Below are 16,759 nucleotides of genomic sequence, written 5' to 3'. Positions count from 1 at the left end.
CAGCTCCTGCTCGACCGCGGCCGTGGTCGGCTTGTCGGACTCGGCCACCACAGCCTCCGTGCTCGTTCCGGTTGTCATGTGTCACTCCATGATCAGGAGTTACACCGAAAACCGTACAGTCCCGGAGGAGGGGGCCGACCGGGACGGTGGTCACCGCGTGCACGAGCAGTTCGGCCAGTTCCCTCGGACGGCTGAGGAACGGTGAGTGCGAGGCGTCGATGGTGAGCGGCTCGACACCGAGCCGCCGCACGACGGCGTCCGAGAGCCAGCGGGGTTCGGAACTGTTGGCGGGAGAGTGTTCATGAGTGTCCATGAACAATCAGGAATGCCCGTGGTGGCGTGCCGCCACAGTGTACGAGCAATCAAATCGATTGCACGTTCGAACAGCCTCACTTAAAGTGTTCGCCATGTCGCGTTCCGCTTCCAGGGTGGTGGTCGCCGACGAGACGGCCCGCGGCGATGCACCCGCCCCCCGAGTCCGCGCCGCGTCCGGCATGCGTGCGGCGTCCGGGGTGCGTGCGGTTGCGGCGCCGTTCGTGGCGGCGGGCCCGTCGGGGGTGGCGGTGCGTGACCGTTTCAGGGCCTGACCGCTGCCGACGAGCAGGTGCTACGGCTGGTAGGAGCGCATCTGGGTTCGCAGGCCGCCCGGGATCTGAAGGCCCGGTGCGGCGACGGCCTGCACCATGATGCGGATCGGTGGGCGGCGCGTAAGCGGGAGTTGACCGGGGTGTCGTCGGCGCGGTGGGCCGGTTCGATCACCAAGGCCACCCATGACCAGTGGGCCCTGGCCCGGCGCGCCCAGCAGGCCCACATCCAGGGCCTGGAGGCGGGGGTGCGGACGCTGGAGCACCGACTGTCCCTGCCGATCGGGGCCGAAGGCACCAAGCGCGCCCCGGGCGGGTACCGGTCCCGGCGCGAGTGGTTTCACAAGTCCCGCCGCCTGGGCGTCCTCAAAGACCGCCTCACCCGTGAGCGGGCCGACCGGGACGCCGGGATCGTGCACGTGGTGCGCGGCGGAACCAGGCTCGCCCGCACCCGCCACCACCTCGACGCCGCCGGGCTCACCGAGCAGCGGTGGCGGGAGCGCTGGGAGGCCGGACGCCGGTTCCTGCAGGCCGATGGCGAGAGCGGGAAGCGGTACGGCAACGAGACCATCCGCCTCACCCCCGACGGCCAGGTGTCGATCCGCCTCCCCACCCCCCTGGCGTCCCTGGCGAACGCTCCGCACGGCCGCTACGTCCTCACCGCCCGCGTCGCGTTCCGGCACCGGGGAGCCGAGTGGGCCGACCGCATCGAGGCCGACCGTGCCGTGGCCTACCGCATCCACCACGACCCCGAACGCGACCGCTGGTACCTGACCGTGTCCTGGCAGCGCACTCCTTCCCGCACCCTCCCCCTCCGGACGGCGTATGCGCGGGGTGTGATCGGGGTGGATGCCAACGCCGACCACCTGGCCGCATGGCGGCTCGACCCCTGCGGCAACCCCGTCGGCGACCCGCACCGGTTCGACTACACCCTGACCGGAAGCGCCTCGCATCGCGACGCGCAGATCCGGCACGCTCTGACCCGCCTGCTGCACTGGGCCGCGTCCTGCGGCGTCACCGCCATCGCCATCGAAGACCTCGACTTCACCGACGGCAAGACCCGGGAGAAGCACGGGCGGCGCAGGCGGTTCCGCCAGCTGATCTCCGGCTTCCCACCGGGAAACTGAAGGCACGGCTGGTGTCGATGGCGGCCGAAGCGGGCTTGGCGGTCGTGGCCGTCGACCCGGCCTACACATCCAAGTGGGGTGCCCAGCACTGGCAGCAGCCACTGCGCACCCCTGACCGAGAAGTTTCCCGGCACGATGCCGCGAGCATCGCGATCGGGCGACGCGCCCTCGGGCACCCGATCCGGCGACGGACGGCACCGCCCCCTGCCCACCAGAGCGATGAGCAGGGGCATCGGACCGCCCAGGCCCGACCCGGCGCACGCGAGCGCGAGGGAACCCGCCCACCCATCACGGAACGTGCACACGATGCACCCAGCCGGACGGGCAGACGAACGCGGGCGACCAGCGCATCCAACACCGTTCGGGATACGCGCAGTACCCAGAGCCGACATCAGATGTCACTCCTGGACACTGTTTAGGAACGGTTTCGCCCGGTCCTGGTCCGCCTCCCAGAACCGGGGAATCGACACCGTGGCGCTGTGGTAGTCGCCGAACGACTCGGGCGTGAGCCGTTCGAACGCCCATCGGGCGGTCGGCTCGTCGCAGTCGTGGTGGAAGAAGTCCCGCGCGCCCTCGTAGTCGGCGAACTCCATCCGCCCGTCGTCGTGGAAGCGCAGGTACCGCAGCATCCCGGTGACGTCGCCGTCGATCTCCCCGTCCTCGGCGTCGCGCATCGTCATGGCCTCGGGGATGGTGCGGCCCTCGCGCGGCAGCCCGGCCGCGAGGTACACGACGTGGCGCACCAGGCCGGTCGCCGCGTCCGCGGCGACCGTCGCGTCGTAGCCGCCGCCCGAGTGCCCGACCAGGACGTCGCCGGGCCGCAGCACGGACACGATCGCGTCCCGGCGGTCGCCCAGATCGCCCTCCTCGTCGCGGCGCTCGCCGTGCCCGGGCAGGTCGACGGCGACGGCCCGGTGCCCGAGCCGTTCCAGTTCGAGGATCGTCCGGCTCCAGCACCACGCACCGTGGAAGCCGCCGTGGACCAGGACGAATCTCATGGGCGGGGGGTCAGGACCGCGGGCCGGGGGTGAAGGTGATGGGCACCGACAGCGGGGCGCGGTTGAAGGTGGAGTGGAAGTCGATGTCGGCGTCCGGCTGGAGCCTGACGTCGACGAGCCGCTGCGCGATCTCCTCCAGGGCGATGCGCAGGTTCATGCGGGCGAGGTTGGAGCCGACGCAGCGGTGCGGGCCGGCGCCGAAGGCGATGTGGCGGTTGCTGGTGCGGTCGAGGTCGAAGGAGTCGGCGTCGGGGAACTCGGCCTCGTCGCGGTTGGCGGAGGCCCAGTAGATGAGGATCTGCTCGCCCTCCTTGATCTGGTGGCCCTCGAACTCCACGTCGTGCCTGGCCGTCCGGCCGATGCAGATGAACGAGCCGTCCAGGCGCAGCAGTTCCTCCACGGCGGCGGGGATCCGCTCGGGGTTCGCGCGGAGCTCCTCCAGGATCTCGGGGTGCTCGCAGAAGCGCTGCATCGCGGCGCCCAGCACGCCGGCGGTCGTCTCCAGCCCGCCCAGCACCAGCAGCTGGACGGTGCCGATGACCTCCTCGTGGGTGATGGGACGGCCCTCGACCTCGGCGTTCATGACCGCGTCGACGACGTCGCCGCGCGGCTCCTCCTTGCGCCGCCGCTCGATGAACTCGCTGATCCATCCGGCGAGCTTCATCAGGCAGTCGCGCGACTCCTCGATGTGCGGCAGGGAGGCCATCGTCGCGTAGTGGTTGACCTCGTCCAGGTCGTCGGAGGGCGCGTGGAGGGCGAGGTCGAAGAACGCCAGCCCGGGGTAGGGGCGGGCGAAGTCCTTCATGAAGTCGCACTCGCCGCGCTCGATGAAGTCGTCGATGAGCCCGGTGACCAGCCGCCGGGTGGGCTCCTCCCACGGCGCGATCTTCGCGGGGGTGAAGTGGACGTTGATCAGCCGTTTGAAGGTGCGCTGCAGCGGCGGGTCGATGGTGACCGGCAGGACCTTCATCCCGGCGCCGAGGTTGGGCACCGTGATGCCGAGCTCGGAGCTGAAGGTCTTCCAGTCCTGCGCGATGCGCAGCACGTCCTCGTACTTGGTGGCGTACCAGAACCCGCCGTACTGGTCGCTGTGCGCCACGGGGCACTTGGCGCGGGCGCGGGCCAGCGTCGGGTGGAAGTCGCGGGCCAGCTCCGGCGACAGATGGTCGAAATGGCGCTCGACCCATTCGTCGGTGATCGGTCCGCCCGACGCGCTCGTCTCCATCAGATCTCCTTCTCCGGCGGCCCCTTGCCGGCCGCTGTTCATAGCTTCGTCATTCATCCTGTCGCCGCCGTGCGCCGGTGGTGCCGGCCCCGGCGGCGTCGAGGCCCAGTTCTCGCAGCACCTCGTCGGTGTGCTCCCCGAGCCCGGGTATTCCCGCGGGGGCGGGAGTTTCGGGGCCGGGGCCGACGCGGGGCGGGAGGGCGGGCTGGTCGACCCTGCCGCGGGCGCCCCAGCGGTAGCCGACCACGCGCCCCAGGCGCCGGTTGACCGGGTCGTCGACGAATCCCGCCGCGAACTCGGTCCGGTCGGCGTCGGGGACGGGTTCGACGGGCACTCCGGCGGCGCGGAGCGCGGCCGTCCAGGCGGCGGCGTCCCTGGTCCGGAAGGCGTCTTCCAGAAGGGTCTCCTCGGGCTGCGGGCCGGAGGGCCCGGTGCGCAGCGGTGGGGGCGTCGCGGGCAGGCCGTCCAGCCCGGTGACCTCGCGCAGGCAGTTCCACGCCCGCTCGTCGGGCACGGCCAACGCGAACCAGGCGCCGTCGCCGCCCTGGTAGAGGCGGTAGGCGGCGCCGTAGCCGGTCTGCTCCGCGTCCAGTACCGGGCCGCCGACGACGCCGTCCGCGGTGCGGAACGCGCCCGACTTCAGGGTCAGGGCGGCGCCGAGCAGGCTGCCGGCGACCGACTGCCCGCCGCCGCGGCGGCGGCGGGCGTACAGTCCGGCGAGGATGCCGCAGGCCGCCAGCCAGCCGCCGGTGACGTCGACCGCGCCCCACACCAGGTACGTCGGGGGACGGCCGTCGCCGCCCTGGGCGGCCTCGACCCCGGCCAGCGCCTGCATCAGCTGGTCGTTGGCGGGCAGGAGGGCACGGGGGCCACGCTCGCCGAAGCCGCTGGCGAAGCTGTAGACCGCGTCCGGGTTGGCCGCCCGCACCGTCTCCTCGTCGTAGCCGAGCCGTTCGGCCGCCCCGACCCGGGAGTTGTGGTGCACCACGTCGCTCCAGCGGAAGAGCCGTTCCAGGACGGCCGGGGCGCCGGGCGACTTCAGGTCGAGGGCGAGGGCGCGCTTGCCGCGCTGGCCGGCGGCGAACATCGGCTCCATGCCGCGGTGCGCGTCGCCGCCGGGCGGTTCGACCTTGACCACGTCGGCGCCGAGCCCGGCGAGGACGAGCGGCGCGATCGGCCCGGCCAGGTAGGCCGACAGGTCGAGGACGCGGACACCGGCCAGCGGGCCCGCGGCGTCTCCGGCCGTAGGCGCCCCGCCGCCCCGGGGTGCGCCGTCGCGGGTGCGCGTGACGCGCACGACCGGCCCCAGTGCCGTGATGGCGCCGCGGTCGGGGTCGTGGTGGTCGGCGCTGAGGCCGATCTCGCGGACGTGGGGGTCGCGCAGCGCCTCCCCCGGCCGCCACACCGGCTCGCAGCGGAAGTTCTTGCCGCTCAGGTCCTCGACCCACCGGTCGCGGTCGCGGGTGGCGAACATCGCCGCCCACCGCTCGCCCCGCTCGACCATGGCGCCGCTCATCAGGTCGGCGTTGTAGCCCTTCTCGCTGGGCGGGTCGCCGACATGGTCGAGGAACGCCTCGTAGGCGCCCTTGGCGCCGAACCAGAGCTGCACGTACTCGCCGTCGGCGCAGCGGTAGGACAGCGCCTCGGCCGGGCCCTGCTCCTTCCAGAGCAGGGTGGTGGACGGCGAGTGGTGCTCGACCCTCCCGATGATCATCGGGAGGAGGGCCTGGAGGCCGTCGTACAGCGAGGTCTCCACCCAGCCGCCGAGGCCCGTCGACTCGCGCTCGTAGAGGCGGGCGAGGGTGCCGGCGGTCGCGGAGAGCCCGGCGCCGGCGGAGGCGACGGTGAGGTCGCCGAAGACGGGGCCGGGCCGGTGCCCGCGGATCTGGGTGAGCAGGCCCGCCCGGGCGTGGACGAGCAGTTCCAGGTCGGGGACGGGGCCCAGCGCGTTGTGGCTCGGCCTGACGCGCGTCACCACGAGCCGCGGGCTCTCCCGGGCCAGGTCCTGGTAGCGCAGCCCGCGCCGCTCGACCGCGTCCTCGGCGCCCGCGACGACCAGCACGTCGGCGTCCCGGGCGAGCGCGGCCACCGCGCCCGCGGCCCGGCCGGGGTCGTCGCCGACCTCGACGATCTCCTTGCCCCGGTCCCAGACGCGGTCGAACTCCACGCCGGCGTCGAGGGTGGAGCGGCGCGCCGGGCGCACGCGGGTCACCTCCGCGCCCAGGTCCCGCAGCAGCGTTCCGGGCAGGCTGACGGCCGGGCCCGCGCCCACGGCGCTGATGCCGAGCGCGGCCTCGACGACGCGCAGTCCCTCCAGCGGTGCCATGGCGTCAGCTGCGCAGGAGCCGGCCGGGGGCCACGTCGGCGACGTCCTCGCCGCCGGTCCGCGTCGCCACGCCGTTCACCCACATGTGCTCCACGCCGGTGCTGCGCACGACGAGGCGGTCGGCGCCGCCGGGCTGGTCGTCGACCCGTTCGACGGGCGTGGTGCCGACGGTGCCGGGGTCGAAGGCGACCAGGTCGGCGTGGAAGCCCTCGCGCACCAGGCCGCGGTCGGCGATGCGGAACGCCTTGTGCGGGTGGCCGGTCAGCCGCCAGACGGCCTGTTCGAGGGTGATCGCCCCGCGCTCGCGCACCCAGTGCCCGAGCAGGTGGGTCGAGTAGCAGGCGTCGCACAGCTGGGTGGCGTGCGCCCCGGCGTCGGACAGCCCGAGCAGCGTGCGCTCGTCGGCGAGCAGCTCGCCGACCTCGTCGTCGCCGTCGTTGTCCAGGACGATCCGGAACCGGGTGGCCATGCCGTCGCTCAGCGCCAGGTCGATCAGCAGGTCGAAGGGGGTGGTGTCGCGCTCCTTGGCCAGCCGGTCCAGGGGGATCCCGACCGCGTCGGCGTGGGCGCGGGTCTCCTCGACGCTGGTCTTGGGCCAGCGGTGGCTCCACGCCTCCAGGGTCTCCGGCCGGGCCCGCTCCCGCCACGCCTCGTCGCGGTAGAGGTCGGCGCGCTCCTCGCGAGGACGGGCCAGCACCTCCTTCCAGGCGTCGATCTCGCCGAGCGGGGTGGGGTCGGTCATGGCGATCTGCATGACGATCGGGCGGCAGGCGATCTGCGGGTAGACCTCGCCGGGGAGCTTGCCGCCGCGCTCGACGGTGCGCAGCGCGGCGCCGGGCTTGTCGGCGCGCGCCACCAGCGCCGTCCAGGTCACCGGGACGCCGTAGCGGACCGCGATCTCGGAGAACTGGTCGACGAACATGCCGGGGCCGATCGAGATCTGCATGACGCCCTTGCCGAGCTCGCCCAGCACCGACGCGACGGCGTAGATCTCGTCGGTCTCGGCGAACCGGCTCGGCACCGGGCGGCCGTAGGCGCCCTGGTGGGCGGGCTGCCGCGAGGTGGAGAACCCGATGGCGCCGGCCTCGATGGCCTCGCGGACGAGCCCGCGGAGGGTCTCGACCTCCTCCTCGGTGGCCGGGCGCTCCTCCCCGCCGACGGCGAACAGCCGCAGCGGCGAGTGCCCGACGAACGCGCCGACGTTGAGGCGCTTGCGGCGCCGGTCGATGGCGGCCATGTAATCGGGGAAGGTCTCGAAGCACCAGTCGATGCCCGCCTCGAGCGCCTCCATCGACATGCCCTCGACGTTCTCCAGGGTCCGCACGATGATGTCGCGGTGCTCGGGGCGGGTCGGCGCCACGCCGAACCCGCAGTTGCCCATGACGACGCTGGTCACGCCGTGCCAGCTGGAGGGGGTGAGGTCGGCGTCCCAGAGGATCTGCGCGTCGTAGTGGGTGTGGACGTCGATGAACCCGGGCGCCAGGACGAGGCCGTCCAGGTCCACCACCTCGGTGTCCGGGAGGGGGGTGAGCTCGCCGGGCGACCGGACGGCCGTGATGCGGTCGCCCTCGACCGCCACGTCGGCGGGCCGGGCCGGGCCGCCGGTGCCGTCGACCAACGTGGCCCGGCGCAGGAGCAGATCCATCGACACTCCGATCGTTGCGTTTCGGTCAGGCTCTCCGCCGTGCGGCGGCTCAGGCGAGGTGGGCGGCCCAGCCGCCGTCGACCGGGATGACTGCACCGGTGACGAACGAGGCCCGGTCCGAGGCGAGGAAGGCGGCCACCTCGGCGACCTCGTGCGGCTCCCCCGCCCGCCTCAGCGCGGCCTTCTCCACCATGTCCGGGAAGTCCCTGAGGCCCGCGGCGCCCATGACCTCGGTGAGGATGAAGCCGGGGCAGAGGGCGTTGGCGCGGACGCCCTGGGGGCCGTACTCGACGGCCGCGGCCTTGGTGACGGCGATGACGCCGGCCTTGGCGGCGGAGTAGACGCTGGTGCCCTTGGTGGACCCGTTCAGCCCGCCCACCGACGACCAGTTGATGATCGTGCCGCCGCCGGTGCGGAGCATGGCCCGGATGCCGTGCTTCATGCCCAGCAGCACGCCGCGCAGGTCGACGTTCATCGTCGTGTCGTAGTGGTCCATGGTGAGGTCGGTGATGGGCAGGCCCACGCCGATGCCGGCCACGTTCAGGACGGCGTCGACGCGCCCGAAGCGCTGCACGGCGGTTTCGATCATCGCCGCGACGTCGTCCTCCTTGGTGACGTCGCAGTGGACCGGCAGGACGGCCTCGCCGACCTCGGCCGCGGTGTCCTTCTGGGCGCCGCTGATGTCGGCGGCGACCACCCGGGCGCCCTCGCGCACGAAGACCTTCGTCGACGCCTTCGCCATCCCGGATCCCGCGCCGGTGATGACGGCGACCTTCCCATCCAGCAGGCCCATCAGTCCCCTTCTCGGGTTCGCGCTCCGGCCGCGTCCGGCTGCGCGACGAACCTAACGGCCACCGCGAAACCTTGGCAAGTGAGCCTTCACATACTTAGATCGGATTATAGCGGGCGTTCACTCATCATGTTAGGTTGTGGGCCCCTTGGCCGAGGTGGGAGGCAGCGTGGAAGACCGGCTGATGTACCGGCGGGAGTTCTACATCGGAGGCGACTGGGCGGCACCGGCGGGCGGGGAGCGCCTCGGCGTGGTGTCCCCCTCCTCCGAGGAGGTCGTCGGTGAGGTCCCCGTCGCCACGACCGCCGACATCGACCGCGCCGTCGGCGCCGCCCGCGCGGCCTTCGACGACGGCCCCTGGCCGCGGATGGCGCCCGCCGAGCGGGCCGACGTCCTGGCCCGCGCCGCCACCGCGCTGCGCAAGCGCGAGGGCGAGATCGCCGGCGTGACCGTGGACGAGATGGGCTGCGCCGTCAGCCAGGCGCCCCGGGCCCAGACCGGCCTGGTCGCCGCACTGTTCGACTACTACGCCGAGCTCGCGCGCACCTTCGACTTCGAGCGCGAGGTGACCGCCGGCGACCGCAGGGCGCTGGTGACCAACGAGCCGGTCGGGGTGGTCGCGGCGATCGTCCCGTGGAACGCCCCGGTCACCCTGTCCTCCTGGAAGACCGCGCCGGCGCTGGCGGCGGGCTGCGCGGTGGTGATCAAGCCGCCGCCCGAGGCCCCGCTGAGCAACTACCTGCTGGCCGAGGCCCTGGAGGAGGCGGGCGTCCCGGCGGGCGTGGTCAACCTGGTGCCGGGCGGCCGCGAGGCCGGCGAGCACCTGGTGACGCACCCGGGCACCGACAAGGTCGCCTTCACCGGCTCCACCGCGGCGGGCAAGCGGATCATGAGCCTGTGCGGGGAGCAGGTCAAGCGCGTCTCGCTGGAACTCGGCGGCAAGTCGGCCGCCATCGTCCTCGACGACGCCGACGTGGCCGGCGTCATGCCGACGCTGGTGGGCGGGGCCATGCACCTGTCCGGGCAGGTCTGCGGCGCCCACACCCGGGTCCTGCTGCCCCGGTCCCGGTACGCGGAGGCCGTCGAGGCCGCGGCCGCGGCCGCCGCGAAGGTGACGGTCGGCGACCCGCACGATCCCGCCGTCCTGGTCGGGCCGCTCGTCGCCGAGCGCCAGCGCGAGCGGGTCGAGGGCTACATCGCCCTGGCCGCGGCGGCGGGCGCCCGCATCGCGGCGGGCGGCGGCCGTCCCGCCCATCTCCCCAAGGGCTGGTACGTCGAGCCGACCATCCTGGCCGACGTGGACAACTCCATGCGGGTGGCGCGCGAGGAGATCTTCGGGCCGGTCCTGTGCCTCATCCCCTACGACGGCGAGGACGAGGCGGTGCGGATCGCCAACGACTCGCCCTACGGCCTCTCGGGCGGGGTCTGGGCGGGCGACCCGGCGCGCGGGCTGGCGATCGCGCGGCGCGTCCGCACCGGGAGCATCGCGATCAACGGCGCCTACCCGCCGTTCCCGCTGGTGCCGTTCGGCGGGTTCAAGGAGTCGGGCCTGGGACGGGAGCTGGGCCCCGAGGGGCTGCGCAGCTTCCTGGAGCCCCGGAGCATCGGCATCCCCGCCTCGCTCGGGTAGGAGCGCGGGGACCGGAACCCCCGGAATATCCCTTGGACGCCGTGGCCGCCGTATGGTGCCGCGGCGTCCTTTCTTATGCTGTGTGTTGGTGCTACCATACTAACTGAGTGAACACTTACTTGATTGGTGGTGGATCGTGGCGCAGACAGCCTCCCTCTCCGGTCCGCGTCCGGGCGAGACCTTTCTCCCGGCCACACTCGACTCCGTCCACCGCTGCCCCGCCCGCGCGGACTACATCGAGCTGTGTTTCACAACCCCCGAAGGCCCGATGAAGTGGTGCTTTCCAGAACCGCCCCGCCAGGCGGCGCGCTCCACCGGCCCGCTCGCGCTGACCATCGGGCCGTACGGCATCCAGGTCCGCGAGGTCGGCGAGAACGGCCTCGGGCTCGCGCTCGAGAACGCCTCCGCGCTGTCGATGATCCTCGCCGGCGCCGAGGTCTACATCGCGCGCAAGCTGGTCACCGCGAACCGATGACCGCCCGATGACGGACGTGCCCGGCACGGCGCCACCGCAATGCCGGGCACACCCCTCGGGACCCGATGCCGCGCGCTACTCGATGAGCTCGTAAAAGGTGACCACCGGCGCCGGGTCCATCTGGAGCGCGTCGCTCATCTTGATCTGCCCGGAGATGCTGCGGGCGCGCAGCTCCGCGAGCGGGGCGGCCAGGTCGTCCGCCTCGATCTCGTAGATCGCGAGGTAGGACGGCCCCGCCCCGCCCTCTCCCCCGCCGTCCCGCACCTTGTAGCGGCGGGCGCCCACGAAGCCTGGCACGGCGCACACGTCGGCCAGATGCGTCTTGCCGTACCACTCGTTGTACTCGTCCTCGCGCGCGGGATCGCTCGGGCCGGACTGGACGACCATGATGCCCTTCGGCATGCGCCTGCCTCCTGGATGTCGGTCACGGATGTCGGTCACGGATGTCGGTCACCCTAGGCCGGCGGCACGACCTCTTCCCGCACGGCGATGAACCACGACCGGCGGACGAGGTCCTCGTTGGCCTGCGCGGTGACGTTCTCCCGGAACCACTCGATCCGCTTCCGCAGGCCCTCGACGTCGTCGAAGTAGACCTCGTTCACGGCGTCGTAGGCCCACTCCCCGTTCGCCCGCGGGCTCGGGTGGTTCTGCACGTACGCCTGGCCGCGGGCGTCGGCGGGGATGGCGGCGGCGCCCGCCGGCCCCGCCCGCCCCACCCGGCCCGCGTGGTTCCGCCAGCGCTCGGAGAACTCCGCGGGCGTGAGCCCGGCGGCCCGCAGCGCGAGGGCCATGTGCTTGAGCCTGGCGCCCCCGTCCCGCCAGCGCCGTTCGAGCCAGTCCTCTCCGCGCATGACCGACTCCTCGGCGACGACCACCGGGCTGGCCCGGTACTCGACCAGCTCGACCGCCCTCCGCAGCAGCGTCCGCCCGCCGGACGACTCCAGCAGCCACGCCTGGTACCCGCGCAGGTGCCCGGCGTCGGCGAACCACTCGATGCCGACGCCGTCGTGCCTGGGCGCGGCGCCCTCGAGGCCGGGCACGGTCGTGCAGACCGCGACGCGCGACGGCCGGACGTCCGGCGGGGCGTGCGCCGCCCCGGCGACCACGCCCGGCCAGGCCTCCGCGAACTCCGCGGCCGACACGCCCTTGCCCCGGGCGGCGCACCGGATCCGTTTGATCATGCGCGCGGCTCCGCCGCGGCCGCCGGTGCGGTGAGCTCGGCGACCCGCTTCCGCCACGCCTCCAGGTTCCCGTCCTTGATCTCGGCGTAGCCCTTGACCGACAGGACGGACCCGGCGACGGCCACCCGCGTCTCGTACGGCAGCGCGGCCTCCGGCCGGAGGATCTCGCCCACCAGCCGCTCGTACTCCTCGATCAGGGCGCGCTCGGTGCGCCGGTCGGGGATCCAGCCGAAGACGTCGAACGGGGTGCCGCGCAGCCGCCTCATCCGGCGGAGCCCGCGGAACGCGATCTCGTACGGCCGGCCCATGGGCAGCTTCCGGTCCATCCCGAACCTCTTCAGGACGGGCGGGTGGAGGTGGTAGGTCACCGCGTAGGCCCCCTCGATCCCCAGCTCCCGCGCGACCCGGTCGTAGTCGACCTTGAGGTGCAGGCGCGCCACCTCGTACTCGTCCTTGTAGGTGAGGAGCCTGAACCACGCCTCCGCGACCGCCGTGGTGAGCGCCCAGCTGCGGTCGGCGCCGTCGCGGGCCGCGGTCCGCTCCACCAGGTCGAGGAACCGCCCGGCCCGCTTCGCGTCCTGGTAGTCGACCGCCTGCGCCGCGCGCCGGATGAGCAGGTCGTGCAGCTCGGCCGGCAGTGCGCTGCGGCCGACGAGCGCGGCCGCCGTCTCCAGCGCGTGCGGCGAGGGGTCGTTGACGTTCTCCGCTCCCCCGCCGTCGCCGTCGCCGGTGCCCTGGAGGGCCGCCTCGACGGCCGCCGGGTCGTGCACCGCCCAGCGGCCCCAGGCGAACGCCTCCCGGTTGGCGTCGGCGGCCCGGCCCCGCATCGCCCGCTCGACGTCGCCGAGCGCGACCGGCAGGCCGCCGAGCTGGAACGCGGCGCCGAGCAGGACCACGTTCGCGAGCAGGTGGTCGGCGAAGACGGCCTCCGCGATGCGCTGGGAGTCGAGGAAGGCCACGCGCTCCTTCCCGGCCCGCTCCGCGATCGCCTGCTCCAGGGCCGGGAGCTCGGGCGGGGCGACGTCGCTCTGCAGCATGGCCGCGGTCGGGGTGAGGTGCCGGTCGACGACGGCGACCGTGCGGCCGGGGCGGATCTTGGCCAGATGGCCCTCGGCGGCGGCCTGGATGATGTCGCCCGACAGGTACAGGTCGGCGCCGCCCTCGCTCACCGAGGCCGAGCCCAGGGCGTTCCTGCTCTCGGCCAGGTGCAGGTGCGACACGACCGCGCCCGCCTTCTGGGACAGGCCCGTCTGGTCCATGCCGCCGACGACGAAGCCCGCGGACTCCGCGGCGGAGGCGATGATGCGGTTGGCGGTGACGACCCCGGTGCCGCCGATGCCCGTGAAGTAGACGCCGTACTGCCCGTCCACCGAGGGGAGGGCGGGTTCGGGCAGCGCGCCCCGCGGCAGCGACGGCCGCGCCGTCCCGCCGTCCTGCGGCGCCCGCACCCTGCGCCGGCCCCGGCGCTTGGGGGTGACGGTCACGAACGACGGGCAGTTGCCGTCCAGGCAGGTGTAGTCGCGGTTGCAGGACGGGTCGTGGATCTGCCGCTTCTCGCCGAACTCGGTGTCGACCGGCAGCACCGACAGGCAGTTGCTCTTGGTGCCGCAGTCGCCGCACCCCTCGCACACCGCCTCGTTGATGACGACCCGCCGCGGCGGCTCCTCCAGCTCGCCGCGCTTGCGCAGCCGCCGGGACTCGGCGGCGCACCGCTGGTCGTAGATGATCACGGTGACGCCGGGGACGCCGCGCAGCTCCTCCTGCACCTCGGGCAGCCGGTCGCGGCCCAGCACCTGCACGCCCGAGGCCCACCGCGCGCGGCGGGGGTAGCGCCCGGGCTCCTCGGCGCAGACGACGATCCGCTCGACGCCCTCGGCCTCCAGCGCCCGCGTCATCGCGGGCACGTCCATCAGCCCGGTGACGTCCTGGCCGCCCGTCATGGCCACGGCCGCGTTGTAGAGGATCTTGAAGGTGATGTCGGTCCCGGCGGCGACGCTCGCGCGGATGGCCAGCGTCCCGGAGTGGCTGAGGGTGCCGTCGCCCAGGTTCTGGATCACGTGCGGTTCGGCGACGAACGGCGACAGGCCGATCCAGGGGACGCCCTCGGCCCCCATCGGCGTCGGCGGCAGGCTGCGCAGGTCCTGGTGCCGCGCCTCGAAGTACATGATCCCGTGGCAGCCGACGCCGCCGCCGACCAGCGCGCCGTCCGGGGCGACCGTGGACCGGTTGTGGGGGCAGCCGCTGCAGAACCCCGGCGCGCGCGAGGGGATCTGGACCATCGGCAGCCGCGTCTTCCGGGGCGCCTGCGCCGCCTGCGCCGCCTTCTCGGCCTCCCGGCGGCGGCCGAGCCCGGGACGGATCCGGGTGAGGATCGCCGCCACCGCGGACGGGTCCAGCTCGCCCACCGACGAGGCCAGCGCCTTCCCCGAGCGGTCGCGCTTGCCCGACACCGGCACCGTGCTCCCGGCCCGGTGCAGGACGGCCCGCAGGTGGGTCTCGATGAACGGCCGCTTCTCCTCGACGACCACCAGCTCGCCGACCGAGGCGGCGAACTCCAGGACCGTCTCCTCGACCAGCGGGAAGGTCATGCCGAGCTTCAGGATCCGCACGCCCGCGGCGGCGAGCCCGCCGGCGGTGACGCCCAGGTCGGCGAACGCCTGGATCACGTCGAAGTAGGTCTTGCCCGCGCAGACCACGCCGAGCGGCGCCCCCGGCCCGGCGCCCACCACGCGGTCCAGCCCGTTGTGGCGGGCGTAGGCCTGGGCGGCGCGGAGCCGGTGCTCCACCACCAGCGCCTCCTGGCCCGGCACGGCGTGGGGGCCGATCGTCTTCTGGGGGCGGTGGCGCCACGGCGAGCCCTCGATCACGACCCCCTCGGGGTCGCTCGGCGCGTGCCGCCCGGGGTCGAGGTCGACCGTGCCGACGCCGTCGGCGACCGAGGTGACGATCTTCATCCCGACCCACGCGCCCGAGTACCGGGAGAGGCGGAAGGCGTGCACCCCGAAGTCGAGCACGTCCTGCTGGTCGCCGGGGAACAGCACCGGGACGCACGCGTCCTCGAAGGCGTGGTGGCTGTCGCACGCCAGCGTGGACGACTTCGAGGCCGGGTCGTCGCCGCAGAACATCACGGCCCCGCCGTTGGGCCCGGCCCCCATCGCGTTCGCGTGCTTGAGCGCGTCGCCGGAGCGGTCGAGCCCGGGGCCCTTGCCGTACCAGGCGCCGACGACGCCGTCGACGCCCTCGGCGTACTCGATCACCGCGCCCATCTGGCTGCCCCAGACGGTCGCGGCGGCGAGTTCCTCGTTGAGGCCGGGGCGGTGGACGATGCCGTGCTCGGCGAGCGCGTCGCCCATGCGGTCCAGGGTGAGGTCGAAGGTGCCCAGCGGCGAGCCCGGGTACCCGGAGACCATCGTGGCCGTGGTGAGGCCGTCCCTCTCGTCGAGCCGCCGCCGCAGCAGGAGCAGGCGGGCGAGCGTGTCGACGCCGGACAGGATCGCGGTATCCGTCCGGTCCGGCCGGGTTTGCGTCACGGGTAGACCTCGGGGTTGACGTACGCGAAAGCACCGTCCTTGAGCACGGCCCTGCGGAGCTCGGGCCGCTGCAGGACGGTGATGTCGGCGGTGGGGTCGCCGTCGACGACGACCAGGTCGGCCAGGTAGCCCTCGCGGACCTGCCCGATGTCGAGCCCGCTGGCCGGTCCCATGTTGCGGGTGGCGGTGTGGATCGCCTCCGCCGGCGTCATGCCCGCGAGCTCGACGTACCTCTGCAGCTCGGCGGCGTAGGTGCCGTGGCGGGTCCACTGGTGGCCGAAGTCGCCGCCGGAGAGCATCCGGATGCCCGACTCCCGCAGCCTGCGCATCCCCTCGACCTGGGACCGCAGCTCCTCGCGGTAGCCGGACGCCTCGATCCGCTCGGGCGTCATGCCCCACGGCTCGGCGTGCCCGTTCACCATCGCGTACAGGTAGTGGAGGCCGGGGCACACCCAGACGTCGTCGCGCCGGGCCTCCAGCGCGCGCAGCGCCGCGTCGTCCAGGAAGCACGCGTGGTGGATGATCCGGACGCCGGTGCGCGCCGCCATGGCGACGCTCTCCGACCCGCGGGCGTGGACGGTGATGAACGCGCCGTGCCGGTCGGCCTCCTTGACGGCGGCGTGCAGCATCTCGTCGTTCATGTACACGTCGTCGGACGGGTGCGCGGGCACCACCCCGTCGCCGGAGATGAACAGCTTGAGCGCCCGCGCGCCCATGTCGCACTGGCGGGCGACGATCTCGCGGAGGGCGTCGGCGTCGGCGGCGACCTCCATCAGCTCGCCCTCGGCGCCCAGGCCGCCGACCTCGGCCACCATCGGCCCGCTGGGGATGATCCGCGGCCCCGGGATCAGCCCCCGGTCGATCGCGTCCCTGGCGAGCAGGTCGTCGCGCGGCTGGGTGGTGCCGGCGCCGATGATGAAGGTGTAGCCGCTCTCCAGGAACGTCCGCACCACGGCGGCGACGTCGAGCATGTGCTCGGCGGGCGGCGCCGCGGCGACGCCGGCGTGGTCGAACACGAAGTCCAGGGGCCAGCTGATGTGGACGTGCGCGTCGCCGAGGCCGGGCAGCACGGTGGCGCCCCGCAGGTCGACGGTCCGCGCCGAGGCGGGGTCGGCGTCGAGCCGGCCCTCCACGACCCTGGCGATGCGGTCGCCCTCGATCAGGACGTCACCGTCGAACGGCTTCTCCGACGCGTCGCCGGTGCAGGCGAGCACGCGCGCGTTCTTCAGGAGTGTCCGCTGGGCCATC

Annotated in this window: 13 protein-coding genes; 4 read left to right on the top strand and 9 right to left on the bottom strand. The window is 73.5% G+C overall.

The window, feature by feature from the left end; all coding sequences use genetic code 11:
* Positions 1-407 precede the first annotated feature (407 nt).
* Complete coding sequence (locus ACFPZN_RS42110) at positions 408-587, top strand: hypothetical protein (RefSeq protein WP_378288205.1); 180 nt, start codon at positions 408-410, stop codon at positions 585-587.
* Positions 588-727: 140 nt separating this feature from the next.
* Complete coding sequence (locus tag ACFPZN_RS42105; protein ID WP_378288204.1) at positions 728-1,711, top strand: hypothetical protein; 984 nt, start codon at positions 728-730, stop codon at positions 1,709-1,711.
* Positions 1,712-2,109: 398 nt separating this feature from the next.
* Here ACFPZN_RS42105 and ACFPZN_RS42100 read toward each other — a convergent pair whose 3' ends face one another.
* Genes ACFPZN_RS42100 through ACFPZN_RS42080 form a run of 5 tightly spaced genes read right to left on the bottom strand, consistent with a single transcriptional unit; the run spans position 2,110 to position 8,698 of the window.
* The gene (locus ACFPZN_RS42100; RefSeq protein ID WP_378288203.1) at positions 2,110-2,709 is read right to left on the bottom strand and encodes an alpha/beta fold hydrolase; all 600 of its coding nucleotides are present in this window, start codon (positions 2,707-2,709) and stop codon (positions 2,110-2,112) included.
* Positions 2,710-2,719: 10 nt separating this feature from the next.
* Positions 2,720-3,934 (bottom strand): cytochrome P450, encoded by a 1,215-nt coding sequence (locus ACFPZN_RS42095; protein WP_378288202.1) that lies wholly within the window; start codon positions 3,932-3,934, stop codon positions 2,720-2,722.
* Between the two features lie 49 nt (positions 3,935-3,983).
* The gene (locus ACFPZN_RS42090; protein ID WP_378288201.1) at positions 3,984-6,260 is read right to left on the bottom strand and encodes a CoA transferase; all 2,277 of its coding nucleotides are present in this window, start codon (positions 6,258-6,260) and stop codon (positions 3,984-3,986) included.
* 4 nt (positions 6,261-6,264) lie between these two features.
* Positions 6,265-7,905 (bottom strand): N-acyl-D-amino-acid deacylase family protein, encoded by a 1,641-nt coding sequence (locus ACFPZN_RS42085; protein WP_378288200.1) that lies wholly within the window; start codon positions 7,903-7,905, stop codon positions 6,265-6,267.
* A gap of 49 nt (positions 7,906-7,954) precedes the next feature.
* Entirely contained in the window at positions 7,955-8,698 is a 744-nt protein-coding gene (locus tag ACFPZN_RS42080) for an SDR family NAD(P)-dependent oxidoreductase (RefSeq protein WP_378288199.1), read from the bottom strand.
* 166 nt (positions 8,699-8,864) lie between these two features.
* Between ACFPZN_RS42080 and ACFPZN_RS42075 the strand changes: the two genes are divergently transcribed.
* Complete coding sequence (locus ACFPZN_RS42075) at positions 8,865-10,325, top strand: aldehyde dehydrogenase (RefSeq protein WP_378288198.1); 1,461 nt, start codon at positions 8,865-8,867, stop codon at positions 10,323-10,325.
* Between the two features lie 136 nt (positions 10,326-10,461).
* Positions 10,462-10,800: a hypothetical protein gene (locus tag ACFPZN_RS42070; protein WP_378288197.1), complete on the top strand. Its 339-nt coding sequence runs from the start codon at positions 10,462-10,464 to the stop codon at positions 10,798-10,800.
* A gap of 75 nt (positions 10,801-10,875) precedes the next feature.
* On the opposite strand, the gene ACFPZN_RS42065 is transcribed toward ACFPZN_RS42070, so the two are convergent.
* Genes ACFPZN_RS42065 through ACFPZN_RS42050 form a run of 4 tightly spaced genes read right to left on the bottom strand, consistent with a single transcriptional unit; the run spans position 10,876 to position 16,758 of the window.
* A complete protein-coding gene (locus ACFPZN_RS42065) occupies positions 10,876-11,202 on the bottom strand; it encodes a hypothetical protein (protein WP_378288196.1) in 327 nt (108 codons plus the stop codon).
* 53 nt (positions 11,203-11,255) lie between these two features.
* The gene (locus tag ACFPZN_RS42060; RefSeq protein WP_378288195.1) at positions 11,256-11,981 is read right to left on the bottom strand and encodes an EthD domain-containing protein; all 726 of its coding nucleotides are present in this window, start codon (positions 11,979-11,981) and stop codon (positions 11,256-11,258) included.
* Complete coding sequence (locus tag ACFPZN_RS42055; protein WP_378288194.1) at positions 11,978-15,511, bottom strand: indolepyruvate ferredoxin oxidoreductase family protein; 3,534 nt, start codon at positions 15,509-15,511, stop codon at positions 11,978-11,980. The genes ACFPZN_RS42060 and ACFPZN_RS42055 overlap by 4 nt, the downstream gene beginning before the upstream one ends.
* Positions 15,508-16,758 carry a metal-dependent hydrolase family protein gene (locus ACFPZN_RS42050; protein WP_378288193.1) on the bottom strand — a complete coding sequence of 417 codons (1,251 nt, stop codon included), beginning with the start codon at positions 16,756-16,758 and terminating at the stop codon, positions 15,508-15,510. Before ACFPZN_RS42050 ends, ACFPZN_RS42055 begins: the two co-directional genes overlap by 4 nt.
* Between the last annotated feature and the right edge of the window lies 1 nt (position 16,759).

Origin of the sequence: Actinomadura rugatobispora (assembly GCF_042656285.1) — a bacterium.
GTDB lineage: Bacteria > Actinomycetota > Actinomycetes > Streptosporangiales > Streptosporangiaceae > Spirillospora > Spirillospora rugatobispora.
Note: the sequence above shows the minus strand (reverse complement) of the source record. Positions and strands in the feature narration are given on the sequence as shown.